Source organism: Phaeobacter sp. A36a-5a (assembly GCF_037911135.1).
In the GTDB taxonomy this organism is placed as follows: Bacteria; Pseudomonadota; Alphaproteobacteria; order Rhodobacterales; family Rhodobacteraceae; genus Phaeobacter; species Phaeobacter bryozoorum.
In genome coordinates this window covers 417,326-430,432 of the sequence record NZ_JBBLYU010000002.1, presented here as the reverse complement: position 1 = coordinate 430,432, position 13,107 = coordinate 417,326, and the positions used below count along the sequence as shown (strand labels likewise).

The following is a 13,107-nucleotide window of genomic DNA, read 5'->3' as shown; positions in this document are numbered from 1 at the left end:
GCTTACCTCAACGCGCCGGAGGATTTCAATGCCGCTTCTTTCTCGGCGTTGACCCACCAGACATCACTCAGCCCCAGATCGAACAGCGGCAGGGTCTCTGGCTGCTCATAGAAATTCCAATAGGCCACCCAGTTCACATCCAGATACCAGGTCGGCACCATGAACCGCTTGGCGCGCAGGACGCGATCTAGGGCACGCACATTGGCATATAGTTCTTCCTGTTCTTCTGCCTTCACGATCGCGCCGATCAGCGTATCAACTGCTGGGTCCGCCATTCCAGCCGGGTTGAACACCGAAAACTCGTGCGCGTCAGACCCAAACTGCTGATAGAGCCCGGTCGAAGGTTGCAAATATTTCGGGTAGGCGTAGGTAATCATGTCGAAGTCTTTTTCACGACGGCGGCTGGTATATTGCGCAAAATCGACCCGGTTGGAAATCGCGTCGATCCCTATCTGGCGTAGATTGGCGATATAGGGCTGCACGATCCGTTCAATCGTCGGCGAATCGATCAGGAACTCCAGCTTCAGCAGCTCTCCTTCGGCGTTGCGACGCAGACCGTCGTTGCCAACAGTCCATCCCGCCTCATCCAGCAGCTTCATGGCCCGACGCAGGTTACGCCGATCCGCCGGACGATCCGGGTTGGAGCTATGAGCCATCACCGGCTCGCTGGTCAGCAGCGCTGGATCAATGAGATCGCCCAGATCCTTCAGCACCTCCAGTTCGCGCCCCTCGGGCAGGCCCTTGGCTTCCAGCGCTGTGTCTTGCCAGAAGGAATGGCGCTGCGCGAACAGCCCATATTGCAGGCTGTCATTGGTCCATTCGAAATTATAGCCAAGCTGAACCGCCTCACGCACGCGCGGGTCTTGGAATTTAGGGCGCAGGAGGTTCATCACAAACCCACTGGCGGCCGGGACATTGCCATCCGGGAATTCCCCCTTCACCACATCCCCCTCCTTGACCGCATCGAACTCATACGACGTTGCCCAGCTCTTGGAGCTGTTTTCTGGCCGCATGGTGTAAATGCCTGCCTTGAACCCTTCCATCGCGGCCACGCTATCGCCAAAGTACTCGATGCGGATGCGGTCATAGTTGTGACGCCCGACGTTCACGTTGACGTCGTTACCCCAATAGTCGGGGTTGCGTTTGTAGATGATGCGCTGGTTCACATCGACCGTTTCCACCACATAGGGACCTGATCCGATGCCAGGATCCAGACGCGGCTCATCCAGGCGGCGGTTCTCCGGGTCTGCCTCGAACCATGCCTTGGAGAACACTGAGGTGCCGCCGACCTGCGTGATCATCGCCCGGCGCGGGAAATCCGGCGAAAAGTAGAATTTTACCCGATGCGGGCCAAGAACCTCGGCCTTGGGGATGCGTTTCTTCACCGCCTCCGCATAGGACTGCAATCCCTGCTCCAGCAGCAGGTTGTGGGAAAACACGACATCCTCAGCTGTGACAGGGGTTCCATCCGAAAACCGCGCTTCGGGGCGCATGTTGAAAATCACCCAATCTTGGCTTTCGGGATACTCAAGGCTTTCGGCCAGCAGCCCATAGTAGGATCCCGGCTCGTCATAGGATCCAATCATCAGCGATTCAAAATGGTCCGCCGACATCGCGCCGCCCCGACCCTTGCGGGTATAGGGGTTCATACTGTCAAAGGTGCCCACCGCCGACAGAGACAGTTCGCCCCCTTTGGGCGCCTTTGGATTGACGTAGTCGAAATGTTCAAAGCCTTCGGGATATTTCAACTCTCCAAATTCGGTGAACCCGTGGCTTCTGATTACCTTGTCTTCGGCATGTCCCAGGGTGGCGGCCAGTGCCAGCATCGCAAATGCGGCAAACCCTGTCATCACGGCCCGGAAAAGCGGTTGCGGATCAATCGCTCGGGCCAAAACGGCACGACGCGGTGTGGTGGGCGTCTTCATCTGCCAATACCTCCATTGTCCGGCCTTCGCTGCCAGGATCATTCTCTGTCCCAAAGCTAAGCGGGCCGACCCCCTACATTCAAGTTCAGATTGGCTGAATTTCCCGTGTGTCAACCGATGTCAGGGCATGAACCCGCCTGCCTAGACATCAAATCCGCACCAGCACACCCCGAAAGCAAAAAGACCGCACCAACTGGCGCGGTCTTTTGATCATGGGCAAAAGCAACTGAAATCAGTTGTCGAGGCTGTCCAGATAGGCAATCAGGTTCACCCGATCGCTCTGTTTTTTCAGGCCACTGAAGCTCATGGTGGTGCCCGGCGCATATTGCGATGGCTTGGTCAGGAAGGCATCGAGCTCTTCAGCTGTCCATTCGCCGCCCATCCCCGCCAGCGACGCGGAATAGCCAAAGCCATCTGCGGCAGCAATCGGGCGACCAACGACTCCGTAGAGGTAAGGACCGGTGCTATTGGCACCAGCTTCGAGTTTGTGGCAGGCGGAGCATTTCTTGAAGACATTGGCACCTTTGCCAACATCTGCTGCGGCCATCAGTTCGCCGAAGTCGACGACTTCAACTACTTCTTCCGCACCTGCCTCTTCCACTTCGATCACATAGGAAGCCTCGCCATGAGCTTCGGTGTGATAGAGCCCCTCTGCGGCCCATTTGCCTAGCAGGAGCACGAGGAAAGCGCCGCAAAAGCCTGCGGTCGCTTTGGTAAGGGTCATCGTGTCAAACATGATCGCGAGTCCATTTCAGCTGTCTGGGAGGGTGTCTAAGGCTTCCCCTCTCAAGTGGCAAGGTATAGACAGCGCGACGAAACGCCCGTTTTTGAAGTTTTGCACGGATGTCGCAGTTATGACCCATAGAATTGCCATTCAGGGGGAGCTTGGCTCCTACAGCCACGAAGCCTGCCGCAAGGAGCGCCCCGACATGGACGTGCTGCCTTGTCGCAACTTCGAGGATGCCATTGACGCTGTCCGCAACGGCGAAGCCGAATTGGCGATGCTGCCGGTGGAGAACTCCACCTACGGGCGCGTTGCGGATATCCACCGCCTGCTGCCCCACAGCGGTTTGCACATCATTGATGAGGCCTTTGTGCGGGTGCATATCAATCTTCTTGGCGTTCCTGGTGCGCGGCTTGAGGATATCAAGGACGCTCATTCGCATCTGGTGCTGCTCCCGCAATGTGCGCGTTTCCTCAGCGAAAACAACATTCGCGGCCGCGTCAGCCCGGACAACGCCCGCGCCGCGCGCGATGTCGCTGAACAAGGCGACAAGAGCCATGCGGCGCTGGCCAGCGAATTGGCCGGAGAGATCTACGGCCTTGAGGTGCTGGCACGCCATATCGAGGATCATGGCAACAATACCACGCGCTTCCTGACCATGTCGCGTGAGCCGAATCTGGAGCGCCGTGGCAACCACGGCATGATCACCAGCTTTGTCTTTCAGGTCCGCAACATCCCGGCAGCTCTCTACAAGGCGATGGGCGGATTCGCGACCAACGGTATCAACATGACCAAGCTGGAGAGCTACATGGTCGACGGGTCCTTCACAGCGACCCAGTTCTATGCAGATATCGACGGTCATCCCGACGATCCAAATGTGCAGCTCGCCATGGACGAGCTGGCCTATTTCACCACCAACATTGAAATACTGGGTGTCTACCCGGCCAATGACGACCGGTTCTGACCGGTGTCGTCGCGGCTAACGCGTCGATAACGACCTCAGCCACCGGCCCCGGATCGGTCATCCCGAATCCAACTCAGCAGCCGGTTGGCCCGCGGGCCACGCTCAGGCTGAACGATTGACGCGCTCTTCCGTCTGCTTGGCGAACTCGGACACCCGCTTCTTGAAACCACGCTTGAGTTTGGTTTTGGCCAGTTTCAGCGACTGAACCATCAAACGCCCTGACAGTGTCTTCGGTGTCAGCGTCAGGGTCACGGAAAGCCGGGTGCGCTGGGGCGACAGGGCCAGCAGCTCAATATCCATCGTGCCATCCATCCCGCTACCCGTGCCGCTCAGAATCATCTGAGTTACCGGCTCGTAGGTGCTAAGCGACAGATGCAGATTGCGCTTCTTTCCGCGGAACTGAAATTCGATGTCCCAGGCCAGCCCGTTCTCCGGATGCTGTGCATCTCCCAGGCGCTGCACATCGACACCCCGACGCAACGCCATCCGCTCCATGCTCTCGAAATCAGAAATCGACCGAAAGACTTCGGCGATAGGTGCGTCGATGTCTTCTTTGCTGGAGAAATCCATGGGCATCCTGTCGTTACGGCGGATCTGCAAGATCCAATGGCAGTCTTGAGCTGAGTTCTACTATTCGTCTCAATCCAGTGTATCTGCAAGCCAGTTCTGCAAAAGGAAATGTGCAATTGCGCCGTTGCGCGGTCTGCGAATTTCAGGATGGCCCCCTTCAAAAACCGTCATCATCTCCTGCCGCGAAACCCAGCGCGCCGCTTCGATTTCTTTCGGGTCGATGGTGATCTCCCGCCCCAGAGCCTCGCCCGCACAGCCAAACATCAACGACATAGGAAACGGCCAGGGCTGGCTGGACAGGTAGCTGACGGCGCCGACCTTCACCCCTGTTTCCTCTTCCGTCTCGCGTCTCACGGCTGCTTCCAGCGTTTCTCCCGGCTCCACGAAACCGGCCAGCAGCGAATATATCCGCTCCGGCCACCCCGGCGAGCGACCAACCAGAACGGCATCACCATGGGTGATCAGCATGATGACCACCGGGTCGGTACGCGGAAAATGGGCCGCACCGCAACTGGGACAAAGCCGCTGCCAGCCAGCCTGCGCCATATTGCTCTTCGCGCCACAACAGGCGCAGAACCCATGGCTGTGATGCCAGCCGAACACCGCCCGTGCCATCGCTGCCAGTTCGGCGTCCTCGCGACTGAGTTGTGCCATGATGCGGCGCAGCTCCACAAACCCCGTGTCAGTGGGCAAATCCGGGTGCCGCTGTTCACTGTTGTCGACAAAGCCGCGCAGCGCGCTCTCGTCATGATTGTCTGGCTGCCACCCACTGATATCAAGCGAGAACCGTGCCAAACCAGCAGCACAGCATCCCAGGAAGACCGCCTGCCCCACACCAGCCGTCGCCAGGGGATGATCGGACCCGATCCAAGCCAGAGCATCCGGCACAGCGCCGCTCTCCACTCCCGCCTCGGGTAGCGTACATAGCGGTTTCCCTCTCCAAATCAAAAGGATACGGCAATTTTCGCTCTGCCAGCGTGTTGTCAGGGCCGCCGGATCATCACGGAGCTGTGCGGCCCGGTCCAGACCGCTGCCACCAAATGTCACTTGTTCCGCCTGTCGCATCGCGCTGCCCCGCTGCTACGTCTGCGCACGGATGTGTCGCAGCACCTGAATCTGGCAGAGAAATACATCTATGAGATGATAAGCTGTTTCCTCTGCGCCACAGTGATCTAGAAATATCCTGACCCCTCGCAACAGGTGAAAACCGTAATTCCGCAGCATCTCAAGTGGAAAGCAACGCGATTGATTAGAATTTTCGGCAACAAGCGACTTTCGGGCGTCACATTTGATTGCTTCAAACAGGCAAACAGGCTTGTTAATAAATTGGCAATCAATGCCACCCCGGGGTTCGCCGTGAGACCGCTAAGAAACGCAATATGACAGGATCGGATCAAACCGAAGACGAAAAGGTCGGATCCCTGCGCATTCTGGCGACCACGGATCTGCATGCTAATCTTTTGAGTCACGACTATTATTCTGATCGCCCCGACCCAAGCCTGGGGCTCTCTCGTGTTGCCACACTGATCGCTGAGGCGCGCGAGGAAGCCGCTGCCAAAGGCGCCGCGACGCTGCTTGTCGACAATGGCGACAGCATCTTCGGCACCCCGATAGCAGAGCGCCCGATGCAGCTCAGCGAGACCCGCCCGGCCCCGGTTGCCCGCGCGTTCGACCTACTCGGCTACGATGCGATCGGGCTCGGCAACCATGATTTCGATTTCGGCCTGGATCAGCTCAGGCAGGCCTTGCTGCAGATCTCCTGCCCCGTCATCTGCTCAAATATGCAGCTGGTGGATCCGCAGGCTTCCTTGCCTTTTTGCCAGTCCGCAGTGCTCGAACGCGTTTTCCCCGGTTCGGAGGATCTGCCGCTTCGGATCGGCGTGCTCTCGGTTCTGCCGATGCAAACCCTGAAATGGGCCGCGCATCAGCTGCAGGGTCGCGTCACCATCGACGACATGGTGCAATGTGCCGCCCGGCAGGCCGACGCGTTGCGCGCCAGGGGCTGCGATATCGTCATCGCGCTGGCCCATACCGGTATCGGAGAGCAAACTACCGGATACGGCATTGAGAACGCACTCCACCCGCTTGCAGATCTTGGCGTTCTGGACGCCATCATCGGAGGTCACACTCATCTGACCCTGCCGGATCCGCGCCACCCCGTATCCGTGCCTGTGGTGATGCCGGGTGCCCATGGCTCACACCTCGGCGTGATCGACCTGCACGTCCAGCTGCAATCGGGCCGCTGGACCGTGACCAAAACCACCTGCAGATTGCGCCCTATCGCCCGGCGCAAGACCATCGCCGACGCGGGTGGCATGCTCGTTCCCCTGGTGGCCGAAGACCCCGTCATGGTCGACGCCCTCACAGAAGACCACGCAGAGACACGCAGGCGGATGGCCCAGCCTGTCGGCAGCACCAGCAGACCGCTGCACTCTTATTTCACCTTCCTTGGTCGCGATCAGGCCCTCGCGCTGGTGGCCTGGGCCCAGGCGGCTGCCGTGCGCCCCGCCCTGCGAGATACTGTTGCCGGAAACCTGCCACTGCTCTCAGCGACCGCTCCCGGCAAATTCGGCGCCCGGTCAGGTCCGTCCAACTACACAGATGTACCGGCCGGCCAGATGTACATGCGCCATGTCGTCGACATCCAGCCCTTCCCGAACGAGCTGCGCACGGTGGTTCTGAATGGTGCCCAGCTGCGCGATTGGCTGGAGATGTCGGCGGGTCTCTTCAATCAGATCGCGCCGGGCACCTCTGGAGACCCGCTGTTGGACACGGACCGGGCCGGTCACAACTTTGATGTCATCTTTGGGCTGCAATACGACATCGATGTCTCCGTACCTGCCAGATTTGCCAGCGATGGTGAGCTGATTGACCCCAGCAATCACCGAATCCGCAATCTGCGCTGGAAAGGAGCTCCAATACCAGAGAACCAACATTTCGCCGTAGCAGTAAGCAGTTACCGCATTGGCGGCGGCGGCAACTTCACGATGGCCCAGGCCGCGACCCGCCTGCCGACGCCCCCCCTGCGGGTCAGGGACGTGATTTGCGATTATGTCGCCGGGCGCCTGATGCGAGATCCATTGGAACAAGCGCCGCCCCCTTGGCGACTGTCCAGTCACCCCTCGACCGAGGTCGAGATCTTTACCGGACCCGGCGCCCGCACATATCTCACCGATCTCGACCCGGCCCGCCACAATTTGTACGGCACAACCGCCGACGGATTTTTGCGGATCGGTGTCAAGCTCTGATCCCCGCCTGAATGCGCCCGCTGCCATGCGCCTTATTGCGGTCAGACGGGCTTGCCATTCCTGATCTGCCCTCCTATATCGACCAGTGAGAGGTTGGCGCGGGCAAGCGCCTCGCCAACCTGGTCAGATCCGGAAGGAAGCAGCCACAACGAGCCCCGCTTGGGTCGATGTCCAACCTCTCACCTCCCCCCATCCCCGACATTCAGTCGCCGCCCACGGCAGAGTTAGCTGCCTCTTGCCAGTTTGGCCGCTGATCCACCACACCAAACGACTCTGGCATTGCCGCTATATATAGTGGCACGGGGCGCCACTCCGCCCCGATATGGTAGGCAATACGCCGAAGAAATACCCCATCCCCTGACGTAGCGCTTGACGACTCGCCCCGCCAGCCGCTAGCCCTAGTGGCAGATGGTTCCTGCATCGCTGCCACGCGATCAGGATGAAAAGGGAACACGGTGCGAGATGGTAGACATACCGGATCAATGCCGCGACTGCCCCCGCAACTGTAAGCGGTGAGCAACCTCGGACCATGCCACTGATGCCACGGATCCCGTTGGATCTCACGGTGTTGGGAAGGCCCCGAAGTTGCCGCGACCCGCGAGTCAGGAGACCTGCCATCTGATGAGAAACTCGAAACCGGGCGGGGTGTCCTGGCAGGGTCTGCATGTCCGCCGATTGGCCTGCCAGCTCTGACCGTTCATCCCCTCCTTCGCGCGGAGGGCGCAATGAACTGGACTGATACGACACATGGCTATTCCCTGAGCACCTGCCAGCATCTGGGGCAACCCTGCCCGGCGGCAGAGCGCATGATTGCGCGCCTCGCCGCCGCCATGGGACAGGCAAAAGCCGTCACAACCGAGGATTTCGAAATTGCCGGGACATGCGAGCTGACCGCCTGCGACCGGCCCTGCGAGGCGAGATTTGCCGCCAGACATGACCGCATCCGCATTTATTGTGGTGTCTCGCAAGAGGCGGATCTGGCCGGTCTTGACCGTTTCGCGGATGCCCTCTTTCTGCCCTCGGCTGACAGCCTCCCCCTTTCCAAGCTGCCGGATTACCCCTGCGGCTTGGCACAGGCTGTGCCGCTGGCACCTCAGATGGCCCGAATCACCCCGCCGCAGCTCGCAGCTGTCAGCTGAACGCCGCTTTGAAAGGACCGCACGCCGCGCTTGCGCGGCGCCACGCCCAACGGGATATGACCTTGCCGAAGGTCATATCCGGGCGGGAGCATCTCCCCGCGCCGGCCCCTTTCACACAGCCGCTGTCAGGAGCCTTTGCCGGGAATACGCCTCGGGCCATACGCCCAGATCATCTGAGCGTCGGTCTCGATTGCGCAGGGGCGAATGGCCCGTAGCCGTGCCAACGCCAGATCCGGCCGCTCGCCGCATTCCGTCATCAGCCGCAGCACCACCATGCCAGACCGGCCACAGCCACCCCGGCAATGCACCAGCACGCGACCACCGCCAACAAGCGCCTTGCGCGCCAGATGGCTGACCTCCGGCCAACGGCTCAGGATCTCCGGCGGCGGCGCACTGAAATCAGGGACGGGCAAATGTATCCATCGGCTGCCAATACTCTGCAGATCCGTCCCGATCGTCTCGGCACCAACTGCGGCATGTTCCTCCTCCGTGGTCATCGAAATGACCAAACCGGGCTGCCACTCTCGAATGTGGTCCATGTCGCCACGATAATCGCCCCCTGCACCGGGCAGCGGGCATAGCGCCAGAATACCATCCGCCACCGAAAGCGCGTGCAAGATCAGCGTGCCCCCGGCCCGCTCTTCTTCGATGTCACCGTGTTGAGATCCATCCTCCATGGTCAGCCCCCACTGCCAATTCACCGCCTGATCCTACGCCAGCAATCCCCCCGGACGATCACATCCTCCAATGTAGCGATCTGTCGGCCCTGCACCTAATGGTTTCTGAAAGCCCGATGGCACACACCCCTTATCCTGCCGCGACCACCATCAGCGGTGGACGCCACGCGCGGGCTTGCCTACTTTACCCGGACATCAACGACCGACCCCCGAATCTGGCACGAGACATCATGAGCGACACAGCAGGCGACACAGCAGACCAAACCTCGGGTCAATACCAGGTTCTGGCCCGCAAATACCGGCCCGAGACCTTTGCCGATCTGGTGGGTCAGGACGCCATGGTGCGGACGCTGAAGAACGCCTTTGCCGCCGATCGCATCGCCCAGGCCTTCATCATGACAGGCATCCGCGGCACCGGCAAAACCACAACCGCCCGGATCATCGCCAAGGGCATGAACTGCATCGGCGAGGATGGCCAGGGCGGCCCCACCACCGATCCTTGCGGCAAATGCGAGCATTGCACGGCGATCATGGAAGGCCGCCATGTCGATGTGATGGAGATGGACGCGGCCTCGCGCACAGGTGTCGGAGACATCCGCGAGATCATTGACTCGGTGCAGTACCGCGCCGCCTCGGCCCGCTACAAGATCTACATCATCGACGAAGTTCACATGCTGTCGACCAGTGCTTTCAACGCGCTCTTGAAGACGCTGGAGGAGCCGCCCGCGCATGTGAAGTTCATCTTCGCCACCACCGAAATCCGCAAGGTGCCGGTGACGGTGCTCAGCCGCTGCCAGCGGTTTGACCTGCGCCGGATCGAGCCGGAGGTGATGATTGCCCTCCTGCGCAAGATCGCAGCGGCTGAGGGCGCCCAGATTGCCGACGACGCGCTGGCGCTCATCACTCGCGCCGCCGAAGGATCTGCCCGGGATGCGACCTCGCTCCTGGATCAGGCGATTTCCCATGGCGCGGGCGAGACCACCGCCGATCAGGTCCGCGCCATGCTGGGCCTTGCCGACCGCGGCCGGGTACTGGACCTGATGGACATGATCCTGCGCGGCGATGCGGCGGCGGCACTGACGGAACTCAGTGCGCAATATGCCGAGGGCGCAGACCCGTTGGCGGTGCTGCGCGATCTGGCGGAGATCACCCATTGGGTTTCTGTGGTGAAGATCACGCCTGATGCGGCTGAAGACCCCACCGTCAGCCCCGATGAGCGCGCCCGTGGCGGCCAGATGGCCGAAGCCCTGCCGATGCGGGTGCTGACGCGGATGTGGCAGATGCTTCTGAAGGCTCTGGAGGAGGTTGCCGCCGCCCCCAACGCGATGATGGCGGCCGAAATGGCGGTGATCCGCCTGACCCATGTGGCTGATTTGCCAACCCCCGAACAGCTGATGCGCACGCTTCAGGACACCCCGCCGCCGCCACCAGCTGGCCCCGGCAATGGCGCCCCCCTGCCGCAGGCGGGCGCGCAGGGGCACCATGCCGGGCAATATGCGGGCCAAAACACCGGCCAGAATCAAAACTCCGGCCACAACACGGGTCAGACAGCCTCCGGCTATCAGCCCGGCCCTGGCAGCGGGCCGACGATGTCGCAGACCATCTCCGCCACGGGCGGCGGACCGGCCACTGCCCTTGCGCCGCAGATGGATCAGGCGCTGGCCCGATACCCCAGCTTTGAACATATCGTTGAACTGATTCGCGTCCGCCGGGATGGCCTGCTGCTGGAATATGTCAAAACCTACCTGAGGCTGGTCTCCTACCAGCCGGGGCGGATCACCATCCAGCCCACCGATGACGCGCCCAAAGATCTGGCACAACGCCTTGGCCAGCAGCTGCAGACCTGGACGCAGGCACGCTGGGTCATTTCCATCGCAAACGAAGGCGGTGGTGAGACGATCACCGAACGCGACAATGCAGTTGAAAACGCCCTGCGCGACAAGGCCAGTCAACATCCGATCGTACAGGCCGTTCTGGACAGCTTCCCCAAGGCCAGGATCATCAAGATCCGCACCGCCGAAGACCTCGCCGCCGAGGTCGAAGCAGACGCCCTGCCAGAGGTCGAGGACGAATGGGACCCCTTCGAAGAAGAGTAACTTGCTTTGCAGGCTTAATGACGCTGTTTCCCGCCGCAGCAATTGCAGAAGTCTGTGATAAGGAACGACTGTCTTGGAAACCGGGTGATGGTCCGGCCACCGCCTGGGATGAGTTGATTGGCCTCTCCACCCTGCCCGTGTCCCTTGCGTTGCTTGCCCTTGCGGGCATTGCTCTGACCACACGAAACCGCCCGACCTTCGCAATCGCTGCCGTGCTCTGGGCCGGTCTTGCCTTTGTCGTTGCGGTTGACCGGTACGAAAACGCGCTGGATTATGCGGTAGCCTACGACCTTGCAGAAGATTGCTTGGCGCCACCCCACTTGTTCATCGGCCTTGCAGTTGCGATATGTGCCGGGATGACTTACGGCGCGCTGCGCCCTCGCACTTAGGAGAAAACAGATGCTCAAAGGCCTCGGCGGTCTTGGCGACATGGCCAAGATGATGAAATCGGCACAGGAACTGCAAACCAAAATGGCGCAGATGCAGGAAGACCTGCACAATGTCATGGTCACCGGCGAAGCAGGCGCAGGTCTGGTCAAGGCGACCGCCTCGGCCAAGGGCGATCTGAAGGCGCTGGATATTGATCCGTCGATCTTCAACGGCGACGACAAGGAAGTGGTCGAAGACCTGATCCTCGCCGCGATCAAGGATGCCCAAGCGAAGGCAGCCGAGAAGGCGCAGGACGAAATGGCCAAGCTGACCGAAAGCATGGGCCTGCCCAAGGATATCAAGCTGCCGTTCTAAGCTGCGGCATCATGCAGACCCGATCAGGCGGCCCTGTGGCCGCCTTTTCTTTTGCCCCGCAGGCACTGTAAAACAAAACCTGAACAGACTGCCTGCGCCCCCTTGTGCTTTCCAAGGGCAATCAGCCTATATAGCAGGGCAGACAGGGGCGTTAGGCATGATCAAGAACTCCACCACCGATATCGAAGACCTGATTGCCCTGATGGCCAAACTGCCGGGGCTGGGGCCGCGCTCTGCCCGCCGGGCGGTCTTGCACCTGATCCGCAAACGCGCCCTGCTGCTGACACCACTGGCTGAAACGATGAGTGACGTTGCAGCCTCGGCTCGTGAATGCCTCAACTGCGGCAATGTCGGCACCAGCGATCTCTGTACCATCTGCGAGGATATGACCCGCGCCAATGGCGAACTCTGCGTGGTGGAGGATGTCGCGGATCTCTGGGCGATGGAGCGGGCTGCGGTCTTCAAAGGGCGCTATCACGTGCTTGGCGGCACCCTGTCGGCGCTGGATGCCGTCGGCCCTGACGAGCTGCGCATTCCCCGTCTGGTGGACCGGGTTCAAGCCGAGAACGTCACGGAGGTGATTCTGGCGCTCAACGCCACGATCGACGGCCAGACCACGGCGCATTACATTGCCGATCAGCTCAACGGCCGGGTTCGGCTCACCTCTCTTGCGCAGGGCGTGCCCATCGGCGGAGAACTGGATTACCTCGACGAAGGCACCATCACGGCGGCCCTGCGCGCCCGCAAGGACATCTGACACGCCCGTGCCACCCTTGGCCCACGGCCACGCCCCATGCCCAGGCGATATCTGATCAGACACAGCGGCTGGACGCTGATGTTCACAGGCGGAAACGCCGCGCAGTCACCCAGCAATATGCCAGCGGTCGAGTCTTTGTTTTCAAGGAGAAATGGTGGCGTGGGGGAGACTCGAACTCCCGACCTAACGATTATGAGTCGTTCGCTCTAACCAACTGAGCTACCGCGCCGTCGGGGTGCGAGGTACGCCAGCCACGGCCGCGC

The 13,107-nt window shown here is 60.8% G+C and carries 12 protein-coding genes, 1 tRNA gene, 1 other RNA gene and 1 riboswitch; of the genes, 8 read left to right on the top strand and 6 right to left on the bottom strand.

The window, feature by feature from the left end:
• Nucleotides 1–2: 2 nt before the first annotated feature.
• Nucleotides 3–1,925: an extracellular solute-binding protein gene (locus WLQ66_RS12715; RefSeq protein WP_340546712.1), complete on the bottom strand. Its 1,923-nt coding sequence runs from the start codon at nt 1,923–1,925 to the stop codon at nt 3–5.
• Between the two features lie 232 nt (nt 1,926–2,157).
• Nucleotides 2,158–2,661 carry a c-type cytochrome gene (locus WLQ66_RS12710; protein WP_340546711.1) on the bottom strand — a complete coding sequence of 168 codons (504 nt, stop codon included), beginning with the start codon at nt 2,659–2,661 and terminating at the stop codon, nt 2,158–2,160.
• A 118-nt stretch (nt 2,662–2,779) separates the two neighbouring features.
• Between WLQ66_RS12710 and WLQ66_RS12705 the strand changes: the two genes are divergently transcribed.
• Nucleotides 2,780–3,613, top strand: coding sequence for a prephenate dehydratase (locus WLQ66_RS12705; RefSeq protein WP_340546710.1), 834 nt, complete (start codon nt 2,780–2,782; stop codon nt 3,611–3,613).
• A gap of 102 nt (nt 3,614–3,715) precedes the next feature.
• Here WLQ66_RS12705 and WLQ66_RS12700 read toward each other — a convergent pair whose 3' ends face one another.
• A complete protein-coding gene (locus WLQ66_RS12700; protein ID WP_340546709.1) occupies nt 3,716–4,183 on the bottom strand; it encodes an SRPBCC family protein in 468 nt (155 codons plus the stop codon).
• 69 nt (nt 4,184–4,252) lie between these two features.
• A complete protein-coding gene (nudC, locus tag WLQ66_RS12695) occupies nt 4,253–5,248 on the bottom strand; it encodes an NAD(+) diphosphatase (RefSeq protein ID WP_340546708.1) in 996 nt (331 codons plus the stop codon).
• A 314-nt stretch (nt 5,249–5,562) separates the two neighbouring features.
• On the opposite strand from nudC, the gene WLQ66_RS12690 reads away from it, so the two are divergent.
• From WLQ66_RS12690 to WLQ66_RS12680, 3 genes are all read left to right on the top strand, one after another.
• The gene (locus tag WLQ66_RS12690) at nt 5,563–7,431 is read left to right on the top strand and encodes a 5'-nucleotidase C-terminal domain-containing protein (RefSeq protein WP_340546707.1); all 1,869 of its coding nucleotides are present in this window, start codon (nt 5,563–5,565) and stop codon (nt 7,429–7,431) included.
• An 86-nt stretch (nt 7,432–7,517) separates the two neighbouring features.
• An RNA gene (gene ffs, locus WLQ66_RS12685) (signal recognition particle sRNA small type) lies at nt 7,518–7,616 on the top strand.
• Between the two features lie 207 nt (nt 7,617–7,823).
• Nucleotides 7,824–8,064: riboswitch (cobalamin riboswitch) on the top strand.
• Nucleotides 8,065–8,156: 92 nt separating this feature from the next.
• A complete protein-coding gene (locus WLQ66_RS12680; protein WP_340546706.1) occupies nt 8,157–8,570 on the top strand; it encodes a hypothetical protein in 414 nt (137 codons plus the stop codon).
• 125 nt (nt 8,571–8,695) lie between these two features.
• Here the strand turns inward: WLQ66_RS12680 and WLQ66_RS12675 are convergent, their stop codons facing one another.
• Nucleotides 8,696–9,247, bottom strand: coding sequence for a protein-tyrosine phosphatase family protein (locus tag WLQ66_RS12675; RefSeq protein ID WP_340546844.1), 552 nt, complete (start codon nt 9,245–9,247; stop codon nt 8,696–8,698).
• A 230-nt stretch (nt 9,248–9,477) separates the two neighbouring features.
• Here WLQ66_RS12675 and WLQ66_RS12670 point away from each other — a divergent pair, with 230 nt between their 5' ends.
• From WLQ66_RS12670 to recR, 4 genes are all read left to right on the top strand, one after another.
• Nucleotides 9,478–11,343 carry a DNA polymerase III subunit gamma/tau gene (locus WLQ66_RS12670; RefSeq protein WP_340546705.1) on the top strand — a complete coding sequence of 622 codons (1,866 nt, stop codon included), beginning with the start codon at nt 9,478–9,480 and terminating at the stop codon, nt 11,341–11,343.
• A gap of 17 nt (nt 11,344–11,360) precedes the next feature.
• On the top strand, nt 11,361–11,732 hold the full coding sequence (locus WLQ66_RS12665; RefSeq protein WP_340546704.1) for a hypothetical protein: 372 nt from the start codon (nt 11,361–11,363) through the stop codon (nt 11,730–11,732).
• Nucleotides 11,733–11,742: 10 nt separating this feature from the next.
• On the top strand, nt 11,743–12,087 hold the full coding sequence (locus WLQ66_RS12660) for a YbaB/EbfC family nucleoid-associated protein (protein WP_019298230.1): 345 nt from the start codon (nt 11,743–11,745) through the stop codon (nt 12,085–12,087).
• A gap of 157 nt (nt 12,088–12,244) precedes the next feature.
• Nucleotides 12,245–12,844 (top strand): recombination mediator RecR, encoded by a 600-nt coding sequence (gene recR, locus WLQ66_RS12655; protein WP_340546703.1) that lies wholly within the window; start codon nt 12,245–12,247, stop codon nt 12,842–12,844.
• Between the two features lie 152 nt (nt 12,845–12,996).
• Here recR and WLQ66_RS12650 read toward each other — a convergent pair.
• Nucleotides 12,997–13,073 (bottom strand) — tRNA-Met (locus WLQ66_RS12650).
• Nucleotides 13,074–13,107: the final 34 nt, after the last annotated feature.